This window comes from Streptomyces sp. NPDC079141 (genome assembly GCF_040686775.1).
Lineage (GTDB): Bacteria > Actinomycetota > Actinomycetes > Streptomycetales > Streptomycetaceae > Streptomyces.
On record NZ_JBFBLP010000003.1, the window covers coordinates 20,785 to 44,783 of the forward strand.

General features: G+C 70.1%; 21 protein-coding genes and 1 pseudogene. 13 read left to right on the plus strand and 9 right to left on the minus strand.

The window, feature by feature from the left end; all coding sequences use genetic code 11:
* Positions 1-180: 180 nt before the first annotated feature.
* The 4 genes and pseudogenes from AB0Q90_RS09735 to AB0Q90_RS09750 form a co-directional block, all read right to left on the minus strand.
* Complete coding sequence (locus AB0Q90_RS09735; RefSeq protein WP_363162115.1) at positions 181-987, minus strand: GNAT family N-acetyltransferase; 807 nt, start codon at positions 985-987, stop codon at positions 181-183.
* Between the two features lie 257 nt (positions 988-1,244).
* The gene (locus tag AB0Q90_RS09740; protein WP_363162116.1) at positions 1,245-2,057 is read right to left on the minus strand and encodes an SDR family NAD(P)-dependent oxidoreductase; all 813 of its coding nucleotides are present in this window, start codon (positions 2,055-2,057) and stop codon (positions 1,245-1,247) included.
* Between the two features lie 323 nt (positions 2,058-2,380).
* Positions 2,381-2,749 (minus strand): annotated as a pseudogene (locus AB0Q90_RS09745) (potassium-transporting ATPase subunit B); the annotation flags it as partial.
* A gap of 224 nt (positions 2,750-2,973) precedes the next feature.
* On the minus strand, positions 2,974-3,531 hold the full coding sequence (locus tag AB0Q90_RS09750; protein ID WP_363162117.1) for a hypothetical protein: 558 nt from the start codon (positions 3,529-3,531) through the stop codon (positions 2,974-2,976).
* A gap of 231 nt (positions 3,532-3,762) precedes the next feature.
* Between AB0Q90_RS09750 and AB0Q90_RS09755 the strand changes: the two genes are divergently transcribed.
* From AB0Q90_RS09755 to AB0Q90_RS09800, 10 genes are all read left to right on the plus strand, one after another.
* A complete protein-coding gene (locus tag AB0Q90_RS09755) occupies positions 3,763-5,595 on the plus strand; it encodes an APC family permease (RefSeq protein WP_363162118.1) in 1,833 nt (610 codons plus the stop codon).
* Between the two features lie 225 nt (positions 5,596-5,820).
* The gene (kdpF, locus tag AB0Q90_RS09760; protein WP_018543380.1) at positions 5,821-5,910 is read left to right on the plus strand and encodes a K(+)-transporting ATPase subunit F; all 90 of its coding nucleotides are present in this window, start codon (positions 5,821-5,823) and stop codon (positions 5,908-5,910) included.
* Between the two features lie 8 nt (positions 5,911-5,918).
* Positions 5,919-7,583 (plus strand): potassium-transporting ATPase subunit KdpA, encoded by a 1,665-nt coding sequence (kdpA, locus tag AB0Q90_RS09765; RefSeq protein ID WP_363162119.1) that lies wholly within the window; start codon positions 5,919-5,921, stop codon positions 7,581-7,583.
* Positions 7,580-9,691, plus strand: a complete 2,112-nt coding sequence (gene kdpB / locus AB0Q90_RS09770; RefSeq protein WP_363162120.1) for a potassium-transporting ATPase subunit KdpB — start codon at positions 7,580-7,582, stop codon at positions 9,689-9,691. Before kdpA ends, kdpB begins: the two co-directional genes overlap by 4 nt.
* Before the next feature lie 5 nt (positions 9,692-9,696).
* The gene (locus AB0Q90_RS09775; RefSeq protein ID WP_363162121.1) at positions 9,697-10,329 is read left to right on the plus strand and encodes a potassium-transporting ATPase subunit C; all 633 of its coding nucleotides are present in this window, start codon (positions 9,697-9,699) and stop codon (positions 10,327-10,329) included.
* Between the two features lie 97 nt (positions 10,330-10,426).
* On the plus strand, positions 10,427-11,110 hold the full coding sequence (locus tag AB0Q90_RS09780; RefSeq protein ID WP_363162122.1) for a response regulator: 684 nt from the start codon (positions 10,427-10,429) through the stop codon (positions 11,108-11,110).
* A 712-nt stretch (positions 11,111-11,822) separates the two neighbouring features.
* Positions 11,823-13,118, plus strand: coding sequence for an extracellular solute-binding protein (locus AB0Q90_RS09785; RefSeq protein WP_363162295.1), 1,296 nt, complete (start codon positions 11,823-11,825; stop codon positions 13,116-13,118).
* A 6-nt stretch (positions 13,119-13,124) separates the two neighbouring features.
* The gene (locus AB0Q90_RS09790; protein ID WP_363162123.1) at positions 13,125-14,123 is read left to right on the plus strand and encodes a sugar ABC transporter permease; all 999 of its coding nucleotides are present in this window, start codon (positions 13,125-13,127) and stop codon (positions 14,121-14,123) included.
* A 68-nt stretch (positions 14,124-14,191) separates the two neighbouring features.
* Entirely contained in the window at positions 14,192-14,956 is a 765-nt protein-coding gene (locus tag AB0Q90_RS09795) for a carbohydrate ABC transporter permease (protein ID WP_363162296.1), read from the plus strand.
* Between the two features lie 56 nt (positions 14,957-15,012).
* Positions 15,013-16,050: an endo-1,4-beta-xylanase gene (locus AB0Q90_RS09800; RefSeq protein WP_363162124.1), complete on the plus strand. Its 1,038-nt coding sequence runs from the start codon at positions 15,013-15,015 to the stop codon at positions 16,048-16,050.
* Between the two features lie 3 nt (positions 16,051-16,053).
* Here AB0Q90_RS09800 and AB0Q90_RS09805 read toward each other — a convergent pair whose 3' ends face one another.
* The 3 genes from AB0Q90_RS09805 to AB0Q90_RS09815 form a co-directional block, all read right to left on the minus strand.
* Positions 16,054-17,085: a LacI family DNA-binding transcriptional regulator gene (locus AB0Q90_RS09805; protein WP_363162125.1), complete on the minus strand. Its 1,032-nt coding sequence runs from the start codon at positions 17,083-17,085 to the stop codon at positions 16,054-16,056.
* A gap of 162 nt (positions 17,086-17,247) precedes the next feature.
* Entirely contained in the window at positions 17,248-17,454 is a 207-nt protein-coding gene (locus AB0Q90_RS09810) for a DUF5999 family protein (RefSeq protein WP_363162126.1), read from the minus strand.
* Positions 17,455-17,774: 320 nt separating this feature from the next.
* Complete coding sequence (locus AB0Q90_RS09815; protein WP_363162127.1) at positions 17,775-18,359, minus strand: hypothetical protein; 585 nt, start codon at positions 18,357-18,359, stop codon at positions 17,775-17,777.
* Between the two features lie 551 nt (positions 18,360-18,910).
* Here AB0Q90_RS09815 and AB0Q90_RS09820 point away from each other — a divergent pair.
* Positions 18,911-20,428, plus strand: a complete 1,518-nt coding sequence (locus tag AB0Q90_RS09820) for a glutamate--cysteine ligase (protein ID WP_363162128.1) — start codon at positions 18,911-18,913, stop codon at positions 20,426-20,428.
* Between the two features lie 181 nt (positions 20,429-20,609).
* Positions 20,610-21,410, plus strand: a complete 801-nt coding sequence (locus AB0Q90_RS09825) for a type II CAAX endopeptidase family protein (RefSeq protein WP_363162129.1) — start codon at positions 20,610-20,612, stop codon at positions 21,408-21,410.
* Between the two features lie 19 nt (positions 21,411-21,429).
* On the opposite strand, the gene AB0Q90_RS09830 is transcribed toward AB0Q90_RS09825, so the two are convergent.
* Both AB0Q90_RS09830 and AB0Q90_RS09835 read right to left on the minus strand, forming a co-directional pair.
* Complete coding sequence (locus tag AB0Q90_RS09830) at positions 21,430-22,239, minus strand: PhzF family phenazine biosynthesis protein (protein ID WP_363162130.1); 810 nt, start codon at positions 22,237-22,239, stop codon at positions 21,430-21,432.
* A 162-nt stretch (positions 22,240-22,401) separates the two neighbouring features.
* Positions 22,402-22,998, minus strand: a complete 597-nt coding sequence (locus tag AB0Q90_RS09835) for a hypothetical protein (protein ID WP_365732894.1) — start codon at positions 22,996-22,998, stop codon at positions 22,402-22,404.
* A gap of 240 nt (positions 22,999-23,238) precedes the next feature.
* Here AB0Q90_RS09835 and AB0Q90_RS09840 point away from each other — a divergent pair, with 240 nt between their 5' ends.
* Positions 23,239-23,958: an alpha/beta hydrolase gene (locus AB0Q90_RS09840; protein ID WP_363162132.1), complete on the plus strand. Its 720-nt coding sequence runs from the start codon at positions 23,239-23,241 to the stop codon at positions 23,956-23,958.
* The last annotated feature ends 41 nt before the right edge of the window (positions 23,959-23,999 follow it).

The window sequence follows — 23,999 nt, forward strand, 5'->3', positions numbered from 1 at the left end:
GCGTAAGCGGAGAGTTACGCCTGGGCCCACGCGGGAGGGGCTCGTGGGCGTCAAGCTTCCGTTAAGAACGACCTTGTCGCCGTGGGCTGCACGTCAAGAAGTGAACTCCAGGACCCCTTTCGCAGCCGTTGGGCTGTAGGGGGTGCGGCTGGGCGGTACGGCCGGAGCGGACACCCAGCGTCATGTACGGCGGTGTCCGGTCGGCCCGCCGGCGGCGCTGAGCGGGGTGCGGTGTGCCGGGCCGCCGACCGCGTAGTGGACGTACTCGCGGACCAGGCGGAAGCCCGCGGTCCAGGCGAGCAGGCGGCTCGCGCGGTTGAGGACGGAGCAGTTCCAGCCGGGGACGCGGTCGCGGGCGGCGATGTCCTGGCACAGGGCGGTGACACAGGCGAGCGCGAGGCGGTGGCGGCGGTGGTCCGGCACGGTGAAGACCGCCACGTCCTCGTACCGGCTGCCCCGGAAGTAGGTGCAGGCCACGGCCAGAATCCGGCCCTTGCGGCTGAGGGCCGCCCAGCCGTGGCCCGAGGAGGCGAGGCCCAGCGGTCCGCCCCAGCTGGCGGAGAGCCAGGAGGCGTCCGGGCCGAGGTCCGCCAGGGCGTCGGTGTCGGCCGGCTGCAGCCGGCGCAGGGTCACGCCGAGCGGGACGGTGGCGGGTTGCGGCTCCGCCTGGAGGGTCCAGATCATCCGTTCCCAGGGGGTGAGCCGGTCGAAGGCGGCGCCGAGGGCGGGCAGGAAGCGCTCGGGTGCCTCGATGCGGCTGCCCGCAAGTGGCGCAAGCGCCTCCGGCGTCAGCGCGTCCGGGGCGCCGCGCAGGACGACATGGCCGGCGCAGGACACGGCGACGGCCCGCGGCCGGTCGGCCCGGTCGGCCCACCAGCGGCCGACGCCGGTGGCCAGGACGTGCTCGCCGACGGCGGCGGGGCCGGGGGTGGCCGCGGGGAACCAGCGGGTGAGGGCGGGAAGACGGCCGGGGGAGAGTTCAATCATGGGAACCTCGCTGACGGTTGACAGGAAAGGGCGGGCGCGAGGAAGCGAGTACGGCTTCTCGCGCCCGCCCTGGGTGACGGCTCGGGCCGAAGCCGGTCCGTCGGAACAGGCCGCTGCTTCTCCTGCGGCCTGACCTGCCGGACAGGCCCTAGCGCTGGCCGGCCTTGCTGCCGTGGTTGGCCTTCTTCTTGCGGCGGGCCTTCTTCTTGCGGGCGCGCTTCGACATCGTTCTCAAGTCCCTTTCCGTGCTGTGAAGTTCAAGCGGCGCTGCGGCCGACCAGCAGGTCGGCCAGCTTGCTGAGGCGCTTGACCGTGCGGTCCTCCGTCGCGGCCGGGGCCGGGTCGACGCGCTCGCCGCGGTCGTAGTACGCGCCGTTGACGATCTCGACGGCCGGGTCGCACAGCCGCACCACGTGGGCCGCGCCCTCGGCGGCGGTGACGCCCTCGTGGGCGTACAGCGGGAGCAGGGCGGTGTCGCAGACGCCCGGGTGCACGGAGACGGCGGTGACGCGCGGGTCTGCCGTGAACACGGTCAGGGCCAGCTGGGACTGGGCGTACGCGGCGAGGCGTGAGTAGCGGCGGGCGCGGTTCGGGTCGGACCAGGCGATGGAGGCCGTACGGTGCAGCGACGACGACACGTTGACGACGCGTCCGCCCGGGTCGCTGGTGAGCGCCGGCTCCAGCAGGCAGGTCAGCAGGTAGTGGGCGAGGAAGTTGACCTGGAAGGCGATCTCGTTGCCGTCGGCGGTGACGGTGTGCCGCTCGGGCGCGGCCATGCCCGCGTTGTTCACCAGGACGTCCAGGCGCGGGTGTTCGGCGACGACCTTGTGGGCGAGGGTCTCCACCTCGTCGAGGCGCGCGAAGTCGGCGGCGAACGTACACAGCCGGTTCGCGTCGACGCCGGCTGTGGCGACGAGGGCGTCGGCCGCAGCACGGGCGTCCTCGGCGGTGCGGCCGTGCACCAGCACGGTGGCACCGCGCTGCGCGAGTTGCCGGGCGGTCTCGAACCCGATGCCGGAGACGGCACCGGTGACGAGCACGGTACGGGAGGAGAGGTCGGAGTCAGACATGGTCCATCCGGAGGTACGGGCACGCGCCGCAGCCCCTTTCAAGGGGGCTGCGGACGTGCGGAGTTGAAAGGACGAGGGGCGCCGGACCGAATCACGGCGCCCCTCGGGTCACGGGGACGAGCGTCAACGGGACGCGGTCGTCTCCGGGCAGCGCGGCGCACGACGGAGCGGCCGAGCGGGACTCGGCGGCCGGTCGAAGAGGAGCCAGGCGCTGTTCACGGCCACCATGGAAGCCGTTCCGCACGTTCCGGACAAGCTCGGCCGAGGTTCCCTGACACGCCTCTGACGTGCGCATACGTGTTCCTGACGGGCTGTGTGGGGGCTCAGCCGAGGCCGGGCACCCCGGAGATCAGGACGTCGATGAGTTTGATGCCGATGAAGGGCAGGGCCAGGCCGCCGAGGCCGTAGACGAGCAGGTTGCGGCGCAGCAGGTCGTGGGCGGAGGCGGGGGTGTAGCGGACGCCGCGCAGGGCGAGCGGGATGAGCGCGACGATGATCAGCGCGTTGAAGATGATCGCCGAGGTGATGGCCGAGGTCGGGCTGTGCAGGCCCACGCTGTTCAGCGACTTCAGGCCCGGGTGGGTGCCGGCGAACATCGCGGGGATGATCGCGAAGTACTTGGCGACGTCGTTGGTGATGGAGAAGGTGGTCAACGCGCCCCGGGTGATGAGGAGTTGCTTGCCGATCTCGACACCTCCGGTGCGGTCGATCTCGGCCCGGCTCTGAACGACGTAGTGCTGATCCTGCTCGACCGTGGCCGCAACGAACGGTTTGCGTGGGCGTCCCTTGCCAAGTCGCAGAAGGTGTACACCGGACGCGAGCGCCTCTGGGCCCTTCCAGCGGCTCGGTGACCAGGACGAGACGAGCCGGACCTCTGGGGGCGGTGGGCTGATCGCCACCCCCGCTCGCGTGCGGGCTACTCCAGTCCCGAGACCTTGAAGACCGTCTCGGCGGTCTCGCACTCGATGCGTCGCGCCACCTGGCGCAGTGCGGTCGCCCCGCAGAGCAGGGATCCGGTGGCCAGGGACCGTTGGGCGTCCTCGTCGAGGCGGTGCCACAGGTCGGGGTTGTCGACGAGGATCCGGGGGTCGAGCTCCAGTCGGCCGCCGAGGGCGTCCCGCAGTACGAGCCGTCGGGCCACGCCGTCGAGACAGCGCACGGAGACCAGCAGATCGGTGCGTACACGGCGGGTGCGCAGCAGCCGGCGTGTCTCCAGCCAGCCGGCGCCCGCGCTCACCCGGGCCGGGCACAGCACGACGAAGAGCAGCGCGGCGAGCGTGACCCACAGCGTCCCGCGCTCCGGCGTGAGGGTGCCGGCCCCGTGGTCGACGATCAGCAGCAGGGTGAGGAGCGCGGCCGAGTGGCCGACCGAGCTGCGCACTTCGGGCCCCCACTGGCGGTCGTGGACCACCGTGTCCTCCTGCCGTACAGGGGTGCTGAAGATGCCGTCCGGCGCGTGGTCGCGGTGTCCCATGGGGCCGACGCTAGAGACCGCTCACGCGAGGCCGACGCACCTTGACGCGACTCTGACGGGCCGTTGCCCGTTCTTGACGCCCCTGAAGCGCGGCCGTCGGAAGACCCGTTGTCAACGTTCCGTCAAAGCCGCCCGGATCGGCGCGAAGAACCCGCAAGGGGCGCTCGGCGGCCCCGCGGTCCGGACAGAACCTGGGTGCGTCATCGACACCGTACGAGGGGGCACCCGTCCATGTCCGTCCTGACCGTCGAGCCCGGCGCCACCCCTGCCGACGAGGAGCCGCCGGATACCGGCGAACGCCACCGGCTCACCGCCGTCACAGGTCTCGCCGCCCTGTCCCTGGACGCGATGGCTTCGGTGGCTTACGGCCCCGAGGCGATCGTCCTCGTCCTCGCCGCGGCCGGCGCCCACGGCCTGGGGTTCACCCTTCCTGTCACGCTGGCGATCGCGGCTCTGCTGGCGGTGCTGGTGGCCTCGTACCGGCAGGTCATCGCGGCCTTCCCGGACGGCGGGGGCTCGTATGCCGTCGCCAGGCGGCACCTGGGCGCCCGGACCGGTCTGGTGGCCGCCGCCTCGCTCGTCCTGGACTACGTCCTCAATGTCGCCGTCGCCGTCACGGCCGGTGTGGCCGCCCTGACCTCGGCCTTCCCCGGGCTCTACGACGAGCGGCTGTGGCTGTGCCTGGCCGTCCTCGTGCTGATCACCGGCGTCAACCTGCGCGGGATCGTCGAGTCGGCCAGGGTCTTCATCGTGCCGACCGTCGTGTTCGTCGGGTCGGTCCTCGTGCTGATCGTCGTCGGTCTGTTCCGGTCCGGGCCCGTCAGCACCGCAACCGCCGAGGGGCACGCCTCGGTGCTCGCCGACAACGCCACCACGGTCGGCGCCCTGCTGCTGCTCAAGGCGTTCGCCTCCGGATGCAGCGCCCTCACCGGAGTCGAGGCCATTGCCAACGCCGTCCCGTCCTTCCGCGTCCCGCGCGTCCGGCGTGCGCAGCACGCGGAGGTCGCCCTCGGTGCCGTGCTCGGCGTGATGCTGATCGGCCTGTCGGTGCTGATCTCCCGCTTCCATCTCCAGCCGGTCGAGGGCGTCACCGTCCTCGCCCAGCTCGCGGACGCCTCCCTCGGCCACAACTGGGCCTTCTACGTCATCCAGTGCGCGACGATGATCCTGCTGGCCCTGTCGGCGAACACCTCCTTCGGCGGGCTCCCGGTGCTGCTGAAGCTGCTCGCCCGCGACAACTACCTGCCGCACGTCTTCGCCCTGAAGGCCGACCGTCAGGTCCACCGGCACGGCGTGCTCGCGCTGGCCGTCGTCTCCGCCGGGCTGCTGGTCTTCTCCGGCGGTGACACCAACACGCTGGTGCCGCTGTTCGCCATCGGCGTCTTCGTCGGCTTCACCATCGCCCAGGTGGGCATGGTCCGGCACTGGCGTCAGGCCGGCATCCCCGGCAAGGCGCTGCTCAACGGCTTCGGCGGCCTGCTCACCGGCGTCTCGGCGGTCGTCGTCACCGCGACCAAGTTCGAGGAGGGCGCCTGGCTGATCGTCATCGCCCTGCCCCTGCTGGTGCTCGCCTTCGAAACCGTGCACCGCGCCTACAGCCGGATCGGCGAGCGGCTCGGTCTCGGTCGGATACCTGAGGCCCCGCACCGCGACCGCTCGGTCGTGATCGTGCCCGTCTCCTCGCTGTCCCGGCTGACCTCCGAGGCGTTGACCGCCGCCGCCTCCCTCGGTGACGAGGTGCGCGCGGTCACCGTCTGCCACCCGGACGCCGAGGACCGGGCCGCGCTGCACGCGCTGGAGCAGGCCTGGGCCGAGTGGGACCCGGGGGTGCCGCTGGTCCGGCTGACCTGCGAACGCCGCTCGCTGGGTCGCCCCGTCGCCGCCTACGTCCGTGAGGTCACGGCGGCGGAGCCGGCCACGCGGGTCACGGTGCTGATCCCGGAGACCGAGCCGGAGCGGCTGTGGCAGCGGCTGCTGCAGAACCAGCGCGGAGCCGTCGTCGCGCACGCCGTGCGGCGGGAGACGGACGCCGTCATCTGCCGGCTGCGGTTCCGGCTGCGCTGAGACCGGCGTCATGGGAGCCGTAAGAGACCCGTCAAAGCCGCGCAGCGCCCCGTAAGGGACCCGTCAACGGCGGTCGTTTCCGGACAGAGAAGCGGTTTCCTCTAACCGTCGTTGTCCAACCGAACCTCAACTCCAGGAGCTCACGATGGCCGATCTGGCCTTCGTCGTCATCACGGTCGCGGTCTTCGCGGTCGTGGTCCTTGTCGCCAAGGGGGTGGCGAAGCTGTGACCGTCGAGAACATCGTCGGCCTCGTCGTCGCCGTCGCCCTGCTGGGCTATCTCGTCCTCGCCCTTGTTTTCCCGGAGAGGTTCTGAGAGCCGATATGGGTCCCGTACTCGCCGGCGTCCTCCAGCTGCTCGCCCTGACAGCGGCACTGGCGCTCGCCTACGTCCCCCTTGGCAACTACATGGCCAAGGTCTACTCCTCCGACCAGCACTGGCGCGTCGAGAAGTGGATCTACAAGGGCATCGGAGCCAACCCCGACACACAGATGCGCTGGCCCGCGTACCTGCGCGGCGTGCTCGCCTTCTCCGCGGTCGGTGTCCTGTTCCTCTACGGCCTTCAGCGGCTCCAGGGCGTGCTGCCCGGCTCGCTGGGCTTCGCCGCGATCGATCCGGACCAGGCGTTCAACACCGCCGTGTCGTTCGTGACCAACACCAACTGGCAGTCGTACTACGGCGAGCAGGCCATGGGCCATGTCGTGCAGACCGCCGGTCTGGCCGTGCAGAACTTCGTCTCCGCCGCCGTGGGCATCGCGGTCGCGGTGGCGCTGGTCCGCGGCTTCGCCCGCTCCCGCACCGGTGAGCTGGGCAACTTCTGGGCCGACCTGGTCCGCGGCACCGTGCGCATCCTGGTCCCGCTGGCCGCCGTCGCCGCCGTCGTGCTGGTCGCCTGCGGTGCGATCCAGAACTTCTCCGGGATCCACGAGGTCGGCCAGTTCATGGGCGGCACGCAGGAGTGGAACGGCGGCGCGGTCGCCTCGCAGGAGGCCATCAAGGAGCTGGGCACCAACGGCGGCGGCTACTTCAACGCCAATTCCTCGCATCCCTTCGAGAATCCGACGCCCTTCTCCAACCTGTTCGAGATCTTCCTGATTCTGGTGATCCCGTTCTCGCTGACCCGCACCTTCGGCGTCATGGTCGGCTCGGTCCGGCAGGGGTACGCGATCCTCGCCACGATGGCCTCCATCTGGGTCGGCTTCGTCGCCCTGATGATGTGGACCGAGTTCGCGCACCACGGCCCGGCCTTCGAGCTGGCGAACGGCGCGATGGAGGGCAAGGAGGTCCGCTTCGGCGTCGGCTCGTCCGCGATCTTCGCGACCTCGACGACGCTCACCTCGACGGGCGCCGTGGACTCCTTCCACTCCTCCTTCACCGGCCTCGGCGGCGGCATCACCATGCTCGGCATGATGCTGGGCGAGATCGCGCCCGGCGGAGTCGGCTCCGGTCTCTACGGCATGCTGATCATGGCGATCATCGCGGTGTTCATCGCCGGTCTGATGGTCGGCCGTACGCCCGAGTACCTGGGCAAGAAGATCGGCACCCGCGAGATCAAACTGGCGGCCTGCTACATCCTCATCACCCCGGCGCTGGTGCTCGTCTTCACCGCCTTCGCGATGGCCCTGCCGACGCCGGCGAACTCGATGACCAACAGCGGGGCGCACGGTTTCTCCGAGATCCTCTACGCCTACACGTCCGCCTCGAACAACAACGGTTCGGCGTTCGCCGGTCTGAACGCGGACACGCAGTGGTTCAACAGCACGCTCGGCCTGTGCATGCTCCTCGGCCGCTTCCTGCCGATGGTGTTCGTGCTGGCGCTGGCCGGTTCGCTCGCCGGGCAGAAGCCGGTCCCGGCCACCGCGGGCACCCTGCGCACCGAGAAGCCGCTGTTCACCGGCCTTCTGGTGGGCGCGATCCTGATCATCACCGGTCTGACCTACTTCCCGGCCCTTGCGCTGGGCCCGCTCGCCGAGGGGCTGGCGGCATGACCACCGACGTAAAGAAGCAGGACTCCATGTCCACTCCCACCCTTGCGCCCCACCAGGACGCGCCCACCGGGCACAAGCCCGACGGGCGGGTCGGCGGCGGGCTGTTCGACGCCAAGCAGCTGGTCAAGTCGCTGCCGGACGCCTTCCGCAAGCTGGACCCGCGGGTGATGATTAAGTCTCCCGTGATGTTCGTGGTCCTCGTCGGCTCCGTGCTGACGACGCTCTTCTCCTTCAAGGACCCGGGCGACTGGTTCGGCTGGACGATCAGCGCCTGGCTGTGGCTGACCGTGATCTTCGCCAACCTGGCGGAGGCCGTCGCCGAGGGCCGTGGCAAGGCGCAGGCCGACACCCTGCGCAAGGCCAAGACCGACACCGTGGCCCGCAAGGTCGACGGGACCGTGGTCGCCGGTACCGAGCTGAAGGTCGGCGACCTGGTCGTCTGCGAGGCCGGCGATGTCATCCCGGGTGACGGCGATGTTGTCGAGGGTGTCGCCTCCGTAGACGAGTCGGCGATCACCGGTGAGTCGGCCCCGGTCATCCGCGAGTCCGGCGGCGACCGCTGCGCGGTCACCGGCGGGACGAAGGTCCTGTCCGACCGCATCGTCATCAAGATCACGACGAAGCCCGGTGAGACCTTCATCGACCGGATGATCAACCTGGTCGAGGGTGCCGCCCGGCAGAAGACCCCCAACGAGATCGCGCTGAACATCCTGCTCGCCTCGTTGACGATCGTCTTCCTCCTCGCGGTGGCCACCCTGCCGCCGTTCGCCGACTACGCGGGCACCGAGCTGACCATGGTCGTGCTGATCGCACTGCTGGTCTGCCTCATCCCGACCACCATCGGCGCGCTGCTGTCCGCGATCGGCATCGCCGGCATGGACCGCCTGGTCCAGCGCAACGTCCTGGCGATGTCCGGCCGCGCGGTCGAGGCCGCCGGTGACGTCTCCACGCTGCTGCTCGACAAGACCGGCACCATCACCCTCGGCAACCGTCAGGCCGCCGAGTTCGTGCCGGTGCGCGGCACCACCGAGGCCGAGGTCGCCGACGCCGCCCAGCTGTCCTCGCTGGCCGACGAGACACCCGAGGGCCGCTCCGTCGTCGTCCTGGCGAAGGAGAAGTACGGGCTGCGGGAGCGCCACCAGGGCGAGCTTGCCCACGCCCACTGGATCGAGTTCACCGCCCAGACCCGGATGTCCGGCGTGGACGTCGACGGCAGGAAGATCCGCAAGGGCGCTTCGGGTTCCGTCATCACCTGGGTCAAGGAGCAGGGCGGCGCGGTCGCCGACGACGCCGACACGATCTCCAACAAGATCTCCGAGGCCGGCGGCACACCGCTGCTCGTAGCGATCGAGGACGACCGCGGCGCCCGGATCCTCGGCGTGATCCACCTCAAGGACGTCGTCAAGAACGGCATGCGCGAGCGGTTCGAGGAGCTGCGCCGCATGGGCATCAAGACGATCATGATCACCGGCGACAACCCGCTGACCGCCAAGGCCATCGCCGAGGAGGCGGGCGTCGACGACTTCCTCGCGGAGGCCACCCCCGAGGACAAGATGGCGCTCATCAAGCGGGAACAGGCCGGCGGCAAGCTGGTCGCGATGACCGGCGACGGCACCAACGACGCCCCGGCGCTGGCCCAGGCGGACGTCGGCGTCGCGATGAACACCGGCACGTCGGCCGCCAAGGAGGCCGGCAACATGGTCGACCTCGACTCCAACCCGACCAAGCTCATCGAGATCGTCGAGATCGGCAAGCAACTCCTCATCACCCGGGGCGCGTTGACCACGTTCTCCATCGCCAACGACGTCGCGAAGTACTTTGCGATCATCCCGGCGCTGTTTGCGGCCGTGTATCCGGGCCTGGACAAGCTCAACATCATGAACCTGTCCTCGCCGGACTCCGCGATCCTGTCCGCGGTCATCTTCAACGCCCTGATCATCATCGCGCTGGTGCCACTGGCGCTCAAGGGCGTGCAGTACCGGCCGGTCAGCGCCGACAAGATGCTGCGGCGGAACCTCGGGATCTACGGTCTCGGCGGTCTGGTCGCACCCTTCATCGGCATCAAGCTCATCGACGTACTCATCTCTCTCATCCCCGGGATCGGCTGAAGGACATGAACAACCCCTTTGTGAACACAGCCCGGTTGCTCGGGGCGGGACTGCGCGCCCTCCTTGTGCTCACCCTGGTGACCGGTGTCATCTACCCGCTGGTCGTCACCGGCATCGCCCAAGGGCTGTTCGGCGGCAAGGCGAACGGCTCCGAGATCAAGGCGGACGGCAAGGTCGTCGGCTCCTCGCTGATCGGGCAACAGGGCTACAGCCTGGACTACTTCCAGCCGCGTCCGGCCAACGGCCTGGGCGAGAACTCGGTCAACACCCAGTACAAGCTGATCCTCTCGGGCGCCACGAACCGTTCCGCCGACAACGCCGAGCTGATTGCATGGGTGAAGGAGGCCAAGGCGAAGGTCGTCAAGGAGAACTCGACGGCCGACTACAAGGTCAAGTCCTCCGACGTCCCCGCCGACGCGGTCACCTCCTCCGCGTCGGGCCTGGACCCGGACATCTCGCCCCAGTACGCCGAACTCCAGGTGCACCGGGTCGCCGAGCGCAACGGTCTGCCGCTCGACCGGGTCGAGCAGCTGGTCGAGGACCACACCGAAGGCCGCACCCTCGGCTTCATCGGCGAGCCGCGTGTGAACGTCCTCGAACTCAACATCGCCCTCAAGGAACTTGTGGCGAAGAGCTGATGGCGTTACCCGACCCCCGCGGGAGCCGGCGGCCCGGAGCACTGCCCGGGTCCGCCGGCTCCCGCAGTCCGTTGTACGAGTGGAAAGGCGTACCCCGATGACGCGCGTGCTGGTGGTGGAGGACGACCCTCAGCTCGTCCGGGCCCTCGTGATCAACATGCAGGCACGCCACTACGGGGTGGACGCCGCGCCCGACGGAGCCACCGCCCTGCGGCTGGCCGCGGCACGCCGGCCCGACGTCGTGATGCTGGACCTCGGGCTGCCCGACATGGACGGCGTCGATGTGATCAGGATCCTGCGCGGCTGGACCCGTGTGCCGATCCTGGTGCTGTCGGCCCGGCGGGCGTCCGACGAGAAGGTGGCCGCGCTGGACGCGGGCGCCGACGACTACATCACCAAGCCGTTCAGCATGGACGAGCTCATGGCCCGGCTGCGGGCCGCCGTCCGCCGCACCCAGGACCTGCCGGTCACGTCTGACTCGACGCTGGTGACCACGGACGGCTTCACCATCGACCTGCTCGCCAAGAGGGCCGTCCGCGACGGGCGCGATGTGCGTCTGACCCCGACGGAGTGGCACCTCCTGGAGATCCTGGTCACCAACCCGGGCCGGCTCATCACCCAGAAGCAGCTGCTCCAGGAGGTGTGGGGGGTCTCCCGGAGCAGCAAGACCAACTACCTGCGGGTCTACATGGCCCAACTGCGCCGCAAGCTCGAAACCGATCCCGCGCATCCGCGCTACCTCATCACCGAGCCCGGCATGGGGTACCGCTTCGAACCGTGAGCAGGGCGGGGGCGGTTGTCCGCCGGGCCCGCCTTGTCCGACCCGTGCGTCTCTCCTGCAGCCCGCTTCGTAATGTTCGCCGATGAGACCGAATGTTTCGGCCGTTCTCCGGAAGGGCTGAAGCATGCGGACGTACGACAACCCGTCCTGGCCGGCTTCCGCCCCGACCCGATCTTCCCTCACGGACATCGGTGGCGGGGGCATTTTCTTCGTCGCTGCCGAGCGCTCGCCGCGCGGGCCTCTTCCGGGCGGCCGACGGCAGCCGGTGGGCGGTGCTGCTCGGTACCTGCCCGTGCGGCTTCTTCAATCTCCTGCCGCCCGGCCCCGGGGCCCGCGCCGGCCGCCCCGACACGATCGCATTCTCCGTCGAAACCGCCGAAGGCGCCGTGCGATTGGCCGAAGTCGACGGGCGCTGTCCGTCCATTCGGATGGCGAGCGGCCGCACCGGCCGGGTGATCGACATACGCGTCACCGAAGGCAGTGCGGCCTTCGATCCATTCGACTGCCAGGAGCGGGACACCGCGGCCGGCCGGCCCAACTGTGGGAAGCCGCGGAGGAGTCGTTGGCGGATTCCCTGTGTACGAGGGGTTGCCACCCATCAGGCGCTGTCTCTAGGGTGCGGCAGCAACGAACCTTTCTGGATTCGCGCCGAAACTTTCGAATTTCCCGCGTGGGCGGAGTGGACGCCGTCCCGTATCTCAAGGAGCGCATGATGGGCGACCCGGCACTGTCCCGCCGCGGCTTCCTGGCGGCCTCGGCCGCGGCCGGTCTGAGCATGACGGCACTGAGCGGCTGTGGCGGCGACTCGGACGGAGGGTCGTCCGACGGAACGACCACGATCGAATGGTGGAACATCTCCACGACCCAGCCCGCCAAGGACGTCTGGGCGGCCCTGGCCAAGAAGTTCGAGGCCCAGAACCCCAAGGTCAAGGTAAAGATCGTCCAGCTGGAGAACGAAGCGTACAAGTCGAAGATGACGGCGCTGACCGCCTCCGGCAAGCTCCCCGACATCTTCCACACCTGGGGCGGCGGCGTCCTCAAGCAGCAGGTCGACGCCGGACTCGTGGAGGACCTCACGGACCGCACCAAGCCGTGGGCCGACGAGCTGCTGCCGGTCGCCATGGAGCCGTACCTGATCGACGAGAAGCAGTACGGCATACCGTTCGACATCGGCATGATCGGCTTCTGGTACAACAAGGCGCTGTTCAAGAAGGCGGGCATCGCCGCGCCTCCGACCACCTGGAGCGGATTCCTCGACGCGGTCGGCAAGCTGAAGTCCGCCGGCGTCACGCCCCTCGCCCTGGCGGGCAAGGAGACCTGGACCGGCATGTACTACTGGGCGTACCTCGCCATGCGGACGGCGGGCGCCGCGGCGCTGGAGAAGGCCAACGAGGACAAGGACTTCAGCGGAGCCGAGTTCGTCCAGGCCGGCGAGCACCTCAAGGCACTCGTGGACCTCCAGCCGTTCCAGAAGGGGTTCCTCGGCGCCGCGTACTCCACCCCCACCGGCCAGGCCGCGGCCGTGGGTAACGGCAAGGCGGCGATGGAGCTCATGGGCCAGTGGGCGCCGATCGTGCAGGCGGACGCCGGCAAGGGCCTCGGGGACGACCTCGGCTTCTTCCCGTTCCCCGAGGTCGAGGGCGGAAAGGGCGCCATCACCGAGGTGTTCGGCGGGGGCGGCGGACATGCCCTGCGGCGGGACGCGCCGCAGGCGGCCGTCGATTTCCTGAAGTTCTTCGCCTCCGAGGCGACCGACCTGGAACTGGTCAAGAAGACCGGTGTCCTGCCCGTGGTCCCGGCCGCCGAGAGTGCCATCACCGACCCCAACATCAAGGGCGTTCAGACGCAGTTGAGGGCGTCGACCGGCTTCCAGCTCTATCTGGACCAGGCGTACGCGCCCGCTCTCGGTCAGGAGGTCAACGACAGCGTGGGAGCGCTGATCGCCGGCTCCAAGTCTCCCGAGCAGGTCGCCGAGTCGATCACGCAGACCGCGAAGGAAGAGCAGTAAGCGCCGATGACTTCCACGTTCCTTCCGGACAAGCGGACCGGCCCCGGCGCCGACCGCCCGCCCCCGGCCGCTCAGGCGGCCCGGGGGCGGGCCAGGCGGCGGACGCTCAACTGGCTCACCGCGGTCGGATTCCAGGTGCCCGCCCTCGTGCTCTTCGGCGTCCTGGTCCTGTTGCCGATTCTGTTCGCGCTGTACGCCGCCTTCTTCCGGTGGGGCGGCTTCGGCATGCCCGAGGACTACATCGGCGTCGACAACTTCACCCGGCTCTTCGACGACCCGGTGTTCATCGGCGACCTGTGGCGCTGTCTCGTCCTGGTGCTGCTGTCGCTCGCGCTGCAACTGCCGTTCGCGCTCGCCATGGCCGTTGCCCTCAACCAGCGCATGCGCGGCCGGGCCGTGTACCGGATGCTCTTCTTCGCTCCGTACGTCCTGTCCGAGGCCATCACCGGCGTGCTGTTCAGCATGATCTTCGCCCCGGACGACGGCCTTGCCGACCAGATCCTCGGCGGCATCGGCCTCGACGGTCTGGGCGGTGAGTGGTTCGCCGACCCGGACACGGTGATGGCCACCCTCTTCCTGGTCATGATGTGGAAGTACTTCGGCTTTCACATGATGCTCTACCTGGCCGGACTCCAGTCCATCCCGCGGGAGTTGCACGAGGCGGCGCTCATCGACGGCGCCGGGCCCTGGCAGCGCTTCCGCAATGTCACCCTGCCGCTGCTCGCGCCCACCCTGCGGATCAGCGTGTTCCTGTCCGTGATCGGGGCGATTCAGCTCTTCGACCTGGTCTGGGTGGTCACCGCGGGCGGTCCCGACCACCACTCCGAGACGATGGCCGTGACCATGTTCCAGTTCGGCTTCAAGCGCTACCAGGTCGGCTACGCCAGCGCGATCAGCGTGGTCATGTTCGGCATCAGCCTCGTCTTCGCCCTCGCCTACCAGCGATTCGTGCTGCGCCGCGACCTGGAGGGTGCGACCACCACCATGCGGGGAGGCAGCAAGTGACCGTCCGACGCAAGAACCAGGGGCGCACGCTGCCACTGCACCTCCTGCTGATCACGGTCGGCGCGTTGATGGGCGTACCGCTGCTGTACGCCGTCGTCTCCGGCTTCAAGTCCACCGACCAGCTCTCCCGCAACCCCATCGGGCTGCCCGACCCGTGGGTGGGCGGCAACTACACCGACATCCTGGCCTCAAACGACTTCTGGCGGCTGGTCGGCAACTCCACCCTGATCGCGGTGGGCACCACGGTCATCGTCGTCGCCGCTTCCGCGCTTGCCGCCTTCTCCTTCGCGCGGTTCGCCTTCCGCGGCCGGGAACTGCTGTTCACCCTGTTCACCATGGGGCTGATGTTCCCCTTCGCGGTGGCGGCGCTGCCGCTGTTCCTGCTGCTGCGCTCGATGGGCCTGCTGGACAATCCCCTCGGCGTGATCCTGCCCCAGGCCGCCTTCGGACTGCCGATGACCATCATCATTCTGCGCGGCTTCTTCCGGCAGATACCCGGCGAGCTGGAAGAGGCGGCCACCCTCGACGGCTGCGGTCCGCTCGGCTTCTTCTGGCGGGTGCTGCTGCCCATGGCGCGGCCCGCGCTCGGCACGGTCTCGGTCCTCGCGGTGGTCACCAGCTGGAACAACTTCTTCCTGCCGCTGCTGGTGTTCACCGACTCGACGTGGTGGACCATCCCCATCGGCGTCCAGCAGTTCCAGGGCCAGTACTCCTCGGACACCGCCCGCGTCTTCGCCTATCTCGTCCTCGCCATGGTCCCCGCCCTGGCCTTCTACTCCGTCGCCGAGCGCCAGCTCGTCGGCGGCCTCACCGCCGGCGCCACCAAGGGATGACACCCGCCGACGGACGTACGGCTCACCCACACCCCTCTTCCGTGAGGAGTCGCACCATGCGCAAGAACCGCCTCAGACTCGTCGGCGTCCTCGCCGCCCTGCTGGTCGCCGTCACCGGCACGGCCGCCCAGGCGCAGGACGACGAGCCGCCCACCCTCGCCGAACTCGCCCAGCGCCACGGCCGCTACTTCGGCAGCGCCACCGACAACCCCGAGCTGACCGACGCCCCCTATGTGTCGCTCCTCGGCAGCGAGTTCGACCAGATCACCCCCGGCAACGGCATGAAGTGGTACGCCACCGAGCCGCAGCAGGGCGTCTTCGACTTCTCCGCGGGCGACGAGATCGTCGACCTCGCCCGCGCCAACCACCAGCAGGTCCGCGGCCACACCCTGGTCTGGCACAGCCAGCTGCCCGACTGGCTCACCGGCCGCGAGTGGACCGCGCCCGAGCTGCGGGCCGTCCTGAAGAACCACATCCAGACCGAGGTACGGCACTACCGCGGCAAGGTCTTCGCCTGGGACGTCGTCAACGAGGCCTTCAACGAGGACGGCACCTACCGGGAGACGATCTTCTACAAGACGCTCGGCCCCGGCTACATCGCCGACGCGCTGCGCTGGGCCCACCAGGCCGACCCGCGCGTGAAGCTCTACCTCAACGACTACAACATCGAGGCCATCGGCCCGAAGAGCGACGCCTACTACAAGCTCGCCCAGGAGCTGAGGGCCCAGGGCGTGCCGCTGCACGGCATCGGCCTCCAGGCCCATCTCGCGCTCCAGTACGGCTATCCGACCACGCTGGAGGACAACCTCCGCCGCTTCTCCCGGCTCGGCCTGGACACCTCGCTCACCGAGGTCGACATCCGCATGTACCTGCCGGCGGACGAGGAGAAGCTCGCCACCCAGGCCGAGTGGTACCGCAACGTGACCGAGGCGTGCCTCGCGGTGCGCCGGTGCGTCGGCATCACCCTGTGGGACTACACGGACAAGTACTCGTGGATCCCGGCGTTCTTCGAGGGCGAGGGAGCGGCGCTGCCCTGGGACGAGCAGCTCCAGCCGAAGCCCGCGTACCACGCGATCCGGGAGGCGCTGAAGTAACGCTCACCGCGCGGAAGGTGGTGCGGTACTCGCCCGCACCACCAGTTCCGTGCCCAGCTCCACCCGCGGCGAGTCAGGCCGTTCCCCGGCGGCCAGCCGCAGCACCGTGCGGACGGCGAGCTTGCCCATATCGGCGAGCGGCTGGCGCACGGTGGTCAGCGGCGGCGCCGACCAGCGGACTTCCGGAAGGTCGTCGAAGCCGACCACGCTCATGTCCTCCGGCACCCTGAGGCCCCGCCGGCGCAGCGCCTCGATCGCGCCGAGCGCCATCTGGTCACTGGCCGCGAACACGGCGGTCGGCGGCTCGGGCAGGTCCAGCAGCGCGGTGCAGCCCGAGCACCCGGACTCGGGCCGGAAGTCGCCGGGCACCACCAGGGAGTCGTCCACCGTGACGCCCGCGCCCTCCAGGGCCGCCCGGTAGCCGTCGAAGCGGGCCCGCGAGCACAGCAGCCGCGGCGGCCCCGCGATCAGGCCGATCCTGCGGTGGCCCAGGGCCAGCAGATGCTGGGTGGCGGCCAGCCCGCCCGCCCAGTTGGCGGCGCCGATCGTGGGTACGTCGAGCGCCGGGGAGCCCGCCGGGTCGACCACCACCAGCGGCACGCCGAGCGCCCGCAACTCCTCGTGCAGGCCCGGCTCCAGCGCCGAGGTGACCAGGACGACGCCGTCGGAGGCGCGGGCCCTGAGATTGCGCATCCACTCACGGGCGTCGCCCGACCTGCCGTGGATCGCCGACACCACGATGCCGACCCCGGAGGCGTGCGCTACCTCCTCCACGCCACGGATGATCTCCACCGCCCAGGGGCTGTCGAGGTCGTTGAAGACGAGGTCGAGGAGGGTGGCGCCGTGCCCGGAGCCCCCGGGGCGCCTGCGGTAGCCGTGCCGGCGCAGCAGCTCCTCCACTCGGGCCCGGGTCGAGGGCGACACGTCGGACCGGCCGTTGACGACTCGTGACACGGTCGGCACCGAGACCCCGGCCTGGCGCGCGATCTCCGTGATGGTGACCTTGCCCCCGGGATCGGTCTCGTGTGCTGCCAACTCCCCACCTCCGTCGACCTGCTGTCGAAAACTTCCAGAAGTCTTCCGGAAAACGAGGGCTGGAGGGAAGTCCGGACATACGTCGGGGCCGGTGCGCAGAGCGGGTCTGCGGGCCGGCCCCCAAAGTCACCGGACGGTTCGACGGACCGTCCGGACGGCCCCTCAGGCCGCGGTCATCACCTGGTCGGCGCCCAGCGGGCGGTGCGGGGCGATGATCTGGCCGTCGGGCAGCAGCTCACCGGTGTCCTCGAAGAGGAGAACTCCGTTGCACAGCAGGCTCCAGCCCTGCTCGGGGTGGTGCGCCAGGAGGCGCGCGGATTCCCGGTCGGCGGAGTCTGCGGAGGGACACGATGGCTGGTGCTGGCACATGGGTGGGATCTTTCGCTCTGTCGTGATGTTCATGGCCTGCCCCCGTTGTGATAAGTCGGCTCGAACCCAGTGTTGCCCCACGGGCGTCAATCCGCAGGGATTTCGGAGCACCGCTTCTCACAGGTTGAGGACGCATCACCCGCGCGGACGGTTCAGTCCAACTGCACTGTCACTTCGGATGGTTCGGCATGGCCGGATGGGGCTAGTCCGTACCGGTCAGCGGCTCTTGGGAGCGCCCTGGCGCTCGTCGGAGCGGACAGCGCCGTACCCCGCGACCGGGGTGTCCGGTGGCGGGGTACGGAGGCGTCGCGAGCGGGGTCTCAGGCCGGCGAACCGAGGAGCGGTGCCGGTGCCACCCGGAGGGTGAGCAGCGGGAGGAGGTCGGCGGCGCGGTGCGGCCGGTGGGCCGCGATGCCGGGCGGTGCCGGGGCCAGCGGGACGAGCAGATCGGTGGGCGCGGGATGGCCGACGGTGGCGTCGGCGGCGCAGTCGCCGTGCAGCCACAGCGCGAGCATGTACAGGCCGGGGATCGACAGCAGGCGCGGCTGGTAGGTCTGCGCCATCGTCTCGGCCTGGCGCAGCGCGCGCTCGGTGGAGGCGATGTAGGGGCCCTCGAAGAAGTGCGAGAAGGCCCAGCCGTCGGGGGTCAGCCGGGTCTCGGCCGCGGCCACGGCGCGGTCGCCGCAGCGGATCAGAAAGCGCCAGCCGGCCAGCCGGGTGGCGGAGGCGGTCGTCGCGGTGATGTCGTCCAGAATGTGTACCGGCAGGGGCAGTTCGGGGGTGGCGGGTCCCTGGGCGGTGCGCAGGGACGGGGTTCGGGCCTCGCGGACCGCGGTGGGGGAACCGAGCGCGGTGAGGACGGAGCGCAGTGCGGGGGCGGGAGCCGGGGGGACATGCAGCGGCATGGTGGGTCGCCTCTCATTCGACAGGCACGGTGGCGCGAGGGCGGGGCGGACGGCGCTGTCAGCTCGCGGGGGTGCAGAGGCGAGGGTCGAGTCCCGGGAAACGTGGGTGTGCGTGAGACCTGCCGTACGTCATCCCCTACGGCAGGTTCTCGGACCGGGCATCAACCTTCTGCCTTGTTCGCGGAGTTTATACGACAAGTGTTCAGTCGGTGTTTCGTCTAGCCGATTCCAGCCCACTCGACAAGGGCGCATTCGGTCGGCGATACGCGGGAATCATCCCGATTCCGGAACGGTCAGGAGGCGATGACCTCGGGAAATGCACGAGAAGCGGTCGGCCAATTGTCGTCGGCATTTTTCACGAGATCGTGCATCACTCGAAACTGCGCTCTGCTCCATGCCCGGCGAATGTGCCGCCGGTCACGTGCGACAGCCTAGCGGGCGGCGGGCCCGTCCGGGACGTTATCGATCGCTTCGGCTGGGCATCATCCCATCCGGACCCGGGACGCCGGCGGCCGGATCGCCGGTCCGCCCATTCGAGGAGGGACGCTTCGATGGGGGAGAAGGTCGTGGCAGGCCGGTTCGACCTGTCCGATCGGCAGCTCTACCGGGACAAGCTCCGGCAGTGCCTGACGGGCCTGGAGCGGCTCCTGGCCCAGCAGCGGTTCGATCGCCCCAAGAATCTCATGGGGCTTGAGATCGAATTGAATCTCGCTGGAGCCGACGGTCTGCCGAGAATGTTGAATGCAGAGGTTCTTGAGCGGATCGCGAGCCGCGATTTCCAAACAGAACTCGCCATGTTCAATCTGGAAGTCAACATAGCCCCACATCGCCTGGGTGGCCGGGTATTCGACCGGCTCGCCGAGGAACTCCGCACATCCTTGGCATATGCCCACCGAAAAGCCGGGGAGCTGGCCGCGGGAATCGTGATGATCGGCATTCTGCCGACCCTCGACCGCGACGACCTGGTCTCCTCCAACCTCTCCGACGTCGACCGCTACACGCTGCTCAACGACCAGATCGTCGCCGCCCGCGGCGAGGACTTCGTGCTCGACATCGAAGGCGTGGAGCACCTCGTCTGCACCTCGAAGTCCATAGCGCCCGAGGCGGCCTGCACCTCGGTCCAACTGCACCTCCAGGTCACCCCGGCCCGCTTCGCCGACGTCTGGAACGCCGCGCAGGCCGTGGCCGCCGCCCAGGTGGCCGTCGGCGCCAACTCACCCTTCCTGTTCGGCCGTGAGCTGTGGCGCGAGTCCCGGCCCCCGCTGTTCCAGCAGTCCACCGACACCCGCCCGCCCGAGCTCCAGGCCCAGGGAGTACGCCCGCGCACCTGGTTCGGGGAACGGTGGATCTCCTCCGCGCACGACCTGTTCGAGGAGAACCTGCGCTACTTCCCGGCCCTGCTGCCGATCTGCGACGACGAGGACCCGCTGCGGGTGATCGACGAGGGCGGCGTCCCCACACTCGCCGAACTCGTCCTGCACAACGGCACCGTCTACCGCTGGAACCGCCCGGTCTACGGCATCGCCGACGGCGTCCCGCACCTGCGCGTCGAGAACCGCGTCCTGCCCGCCGGCCCCACCGTCACGGACGTCGTCGCCAACGCCGCCTTCTACTACGGCGTCGTCCGCGCCCTCGCCGAGGAGTCGCGCCCGGTCTGGACCCGGCTGCCGTTCGAGGCGGCCGCCGCCAACTTCGACGCCGCCTGCCGGCACGGCATCGACGCCCGTCTGCAGTGGCCGCGCCGCGGCCGGTACGGCGGCACGGTGGAGGTCGACGCCGTCAGCCTCGTACGCGACGAGCTGCTGCCGCTGGCCGAGGCGGGCCTGGACGCCTGGGGCGTGGAGCCCGCCGACCGGGACCTCTATCTGGGTGTCATCGAGGAGCGGTGCCGCCGCCGCTCCAACGGCGCCTCCTGGCAGTCCGCGACCTTCCACCGCCTCCTGGAACTGGGGCTGTCCCGGGAGTCCGCGCTGGCCGCCACGACCCGGCGTTACTGCGAGCTGATGCACCTGGGCGAGCCCGTCCACACCTGGCCGGTGGGGCTGCCGGAGCCGGTGCCGCTGGGGTGAGGGGCGGCCTGGAGGCGTCGAGCAGCACATAGGGGTGGTCCAGCCGGAGCGAGCCGTCCCCCGGGTGGAACAGGGCCGGTCGCGGCAGCCACGGTGCGGCGGCGTACCCGTGGACGGGGGTCCCTGCCGCCCGCCTCATACTGGTCGGGCAAGCTGTGACGTCCCATGTCTGGAGGCCGGTGTGCAGGCTGAGGCGGGCCCTGTGGCCGAATCCTTTCCGCGGGAGCGGCCCTCGCGGCGGGTCTTCCGTGACGAGACGCTGCTCGTGCTGGGGCTTTCGCTGGGTGCGAGCGGCGTGTCCGCCCTGATCAGCTTTGTCGGATCGGTCACCAAACCGGGCGGCCTCAAGGACCAGGCGGCCACCCTCAACGCCTCGGCCGCGCCCGGACGTCCCTGGCTCGATCTCGCCTGGCAGCTCTTCGGGATCGCCACGTCGCTGATTCCCGTGCTCCTCGTCGCGCACTTCCTGCAGCGCGAGAGCGAGAGCCTGCGGACCCTCGGTTTCGACCGCACCCGGCCGTGGCCGGACCTCGGCCGAGGCGCGGCGATCGCCGCCGTCATCGGCAGCTCCGGCATCGCCTTCTACCTGGCCGCACGGGGTCTCGGCTTCAATCTGACGGTGGTGCCCGAGGCGCTGCCCGAGGTCTGGTGGAAGTACCCGGTGCTGATCCTCTCGGCACTGCAGAACGCGATCCTCGAAGAGGTCATCGTCGTCGGCTATCTGCTGCGCCGGCTCGGCCAGTTGGGCTGGACGCCCGGCGCCGCACTGCTGGCCAGTTCCGTGCTGCGCGGCTCCTACCACCTCTATCAGGGCATCGGCGGCTTCATCGGCAACATGGTGATGGGCGTGGTGTTCGTCTACCTCTACCGCCGCTGGGGCCGGGTGGGGCCCCTGGTGGTGGCCCACTCGCTGCTCGACATCGGCGCGTTCGTGGGTTACGCCCTGCTCGCCGGAAAGGTGGACTGGCTGCCGACGGCCTGAACCGCCGGCAGCCCCTGCCTCAGGCCAGCAGCTCGCCGTCGATGACGGTCACCGCGCGGCCGCTCAGCAGCGTGCGGTCGCCGCGCAGTTCGGTGCGGACGCGGCCGGCGCGCGGGGAGGCCTGGAGGCCGGTGAGCTCGGCGCGGCCGAGGCGCTCGGACCAGAACGGGGCCAGCGCGGTGTGGGCGCTGCCGGTGACCGGGTCCTCGTCGATGCCGACGTTCGGGAAGAAGCAGCGGGAGACGAAGTCGTAGCCGCGTGCGGGGTCCTCGGCGCGGGCGGTGGCGATGATGCCGCGCTCCGAGAAGGCGCCGAGGGCCTTGTGGTCGGGCCTCAGCGCGTGGATCGTCTTCTCGTCGGCGAGCTCGACCAGCAGGTCGCCCACGTTCGGGCCGGTGTCGAAGGCGGACAGCGGCTCGGCGCCCAGCGCCTGGGCGACCCCGGCGGGGATCTCGGCCGGGGTCAGCGGTGCCGTCGGGAAGTCCAGCGTGCAGGAGCCGTCCGCGCCGGGCGTCGCAACGAGCACGCCACTACGGGTGGCGAACCGCACCGGGCCCTCATGGGCGCCGGTGGTGTGCAGGACGTGGGCCGTCGCGAGCGTGGCATGGCCGCACATCGCGACCTCCGTGGCGGGCGTGAACCAGCGCAGCGCCCAGTCGGCCTCCGCGTCGTCGGACAGACGGTGGGCGAACGCGGTCTCGGCGTGGTTCACCTCCATGGCCACCTTCTGGAGCCAGTCGTCGGCCGGGAAGCTGTCGAGGAGGAGGACTCCGGCCGGGTTCCCGGAGAACGGGCGATCGGTGAAGGCGTCGACGATTCGGATACGCATGGCACGACGGTAGAGGCCCGGGAAAGCCGCAGGCCAAGGCCAATTCCGGGTATCTGGACCGACTTGGCCGGTCCGCCTCGTGGGACGTTGACCGCTTGCCGCCGGCTGCGGTCCGGGTCGTGAGGGGCCCGCCCGGAACTCGGCTCGGACTCGGACGGTCGGTCAGGGGCGGTCCGGGACCGCGCCGAACAAGGGGTCGAGCGGCGCACCCTCGTGTCCGACGACGAGGCAGGCTGCCGCGACCGGCCCCCGGGACAGCTCCGCGAACCGGGAGAGGACAGCCGCTTCCGACGGCAGCCCGGCCGGATCGATCCCGAGCGCCCGGGCCGCGCGGTCGCGTTGCCCGTGGAAGTCGGGCAGGTCCGCCAGGTACTCGTCGGCGACAGCCCGGAGTGCCTCGGTCGTCCGTCCGGGAGCATCCCGCCACCACGGTGCCACGAGACACAGCCGCACCAACTCCGGCAGCCCGAGCGCAATCGGTCCGGCCTCGCCGTCGAGGCTGACGTACACCACCGGGCGTTCCTTGCCGCCCTCGCCGACGAAGCAATAGGCGTCCCCCGAGCCTGCCCGCGCGAACTGCTCCAACCGGGCTCCGGAGGCGAGCCGGATCCCGTCCTCCAGTTCGTGGGAGGCCGGGTCCGTCGCGTCGAGATCCGCGATCCCGGCGAAGAACGCGACTGCCTCGTCATCGGCGCCCAAGAGAGGCAGCAACGGGTGGGGGTGGCCGGGGCCGCCGGCTGACGCATTCGATCCGTTCACGCAGGAACCGTAGCCGGAGCCACCGACACCCGCCGCGACCGTCAGAGTGGCTCCGCGGCCCCCGCGAAAACCCGTTGGCGGGGCCCGGCGACCCCTGCTAACTTCCCGGTGACCGTGCGAGAGGACGAGGAGGTGGTACCCGTGAACGCAGTATCGACATGGGTGCTCCCCTCTGGGGTCACGGTCGGGCGATAGGTCGTCCGGGAGCGCCGTTCACGCGCACTCCCGAAGGGCACGACCATGCATTTCACTTCCGAACGGCGCCTCGACGACGGCGTCCTCGAACGCGAGTTCATCCTCGGCGAGATCCCCGGCACCCTGTGGACGCCCGGATCCGAACCGGCCCCGCTGATCCTGATGGCCCACAACAACGGCCTGCCCAAGGCGGAACCCCGGCTGGTGGCCCGGGCCCGGTACACCGCGGCGCGCGGCTACGCGGTGGCAAGCATCGACGCCGCCGGGTGCGGTGAACGGCCCCGTTCCGCCGCCGACGAGCGGGCCCGCGCCGATCTGCGCCGGGCGATGCAGGCCGGCGAGCCGGTCGACGAGATCTTCGAGTCCTTGGTCGGCCCGCTGGTCGAGAAGGCGGTCCCGGACTGGCGGACCACTCTGGATGCCCTGCTCTCACTGCCCGAGATCGGTGGCCCGGTCGGGTACTCGGGGTGGACCGCCGTCGGCATTCGGCTGGCGGTGGTCGAGCCGCGTATCGCGGCCGCCGGCTTCTTCGCCGGGGGTTACGTGCCCCGCGCCCAGCGCGAGGAGGCCCGGCAGATCACCGTCCCGCTGCTGTTGCTGCTGCAGTGGGACGACGAAGGCAACCCCCGTCAGCGGGCCCTGGACCTGTTCGACGCCTTCGGCACCGAGGAGAAGACGCTGCACGCCAATCTGGGCGGGCACACCGGCACCCCGTGGTTCGAGCTGGAGGACGGGACCCGGTTCTTCGACCGGCACCTGAAGTGAGTTCACGGTCCACAAGGACTGTGCCGTCTCTGCTGAGCCGG

Coding starts and splice junctions, on each gene's coding strand:
- AB0Q90_RS09735 (WP_363162115.1), bottom strand. CDS start 987: ATGATTGAACTCTCCCCCGGCCGTCTTCCCGCCCTCACCCGCTGGTTC.
- AB0Q90_RS09740 (WP_363162116.1), bottom strand. CDS start 2,057: ATGTCTGACTCCGACCTCTCCTCCCGTACCGTGCTCGTCACCGGTGCC.
- AB0Q90_RS09750 (WP_363162117.1), bottom strand. CDS start 3,531: ATGGGACACCGCGACCACGCGCCGGACGGCATCTTCAGCACCCCTGTA.
- AB0Q90_RS09755 (WP_363162118.1), top strand. CDS start 3,763: ATGTCCGTCCTGACCGTCGAGCCCGGCGCCACCCCTGCCGACGAGGAG.
- kdpA (WP_363162119.1), top strand. CDS start 5,919: ATGGGTCCCGTACTCGCCGGCGTCCTCCAGCTGCTCGCCCTGACAGCG.
- kdpB (WP_363162120.1), top strand. CDS start 7,580: ATGACCACCGACGTAAAGAAGCAGGACTCCATGTCCACTCCCACCCTT.
- AB0Q90_RS09775 (WP_363162121.1), top strand. CDS start 9,697: ATGAACAACCCCTTTGTGAACACAGCCCGGTTGCTCGGGGCGGGACTG.
- AB0Q90_RS09780 (WP_363162122.1), top strand. CDS start 10,427: ATGACGCGCGTGCTGGTGGTGGAGGACGACCCTCAGCTCGTCCGGGCC.
- AB0Q90_RS09785 (WP_363162295.1), top strand. CDS start 11,823: ATGGGCGACCCGGCACTGTCCCGCCGCGGCTTCCTGGCGGCCTCGGCC.
- AB0Q90_RS09790 (WP_363162123.1), top strand. CDS start 13,125: ATGACTTCCACGTTCCTTCCGGACAAGCGGACCGGCCCCGGCGCCGAC.
- AB0Q90_RS09795 (WP_363162296.1), top strand. CDS start 14,192: ATGGGCGTACCGCTGCTGTACGCCGTCGTCTCCGGCTTCAAGTCCACC.
- AB0Q90_RS09800 (WP_363162124.1), top strand. CDS start 15,013: ATGCGCAAGAACCGCCTCAGACTCGTCGGCGTCCTCGCCGCCCTGCTG.
- AB0Q90_RS09810 (WP_363162126.1), bottom strand. CDS start 17,454: ATGTGCCAGCACCAGCCATCGTGTCCCTCCGCAGACTCCGCCGACCGG.
- AB0Q90_RS09815 (WP_363162127.1), bottom strand. CDS start 18,359: ATGCCGCTGCATGTCCCCCCGGCTCCCGCCCCCGCACTGCGCTCCGTC.
- AB0Q90_RS09820 (WP_363162128.1), top strand. CDS start 18,911: ATGGGGGAGAAGGTCGTGGCAGGCCGGTTCGACCTGTCCGATCGGCAG.
- AB0Q90_RS09830 (WP_363162130.1), bottom strand. CDS start 22,239: ATGCGTATCCGAATCGTCGACGCCTTCACCGATCGCCCGTTCTCCGGG.
- AB0Q90_RS09840 (WP_363162132.1), top strand. CDS start 23,239: ATGCATTTCACTTCCGAACGGCGCCTCGACGACGGCGTCCTCGAACGC.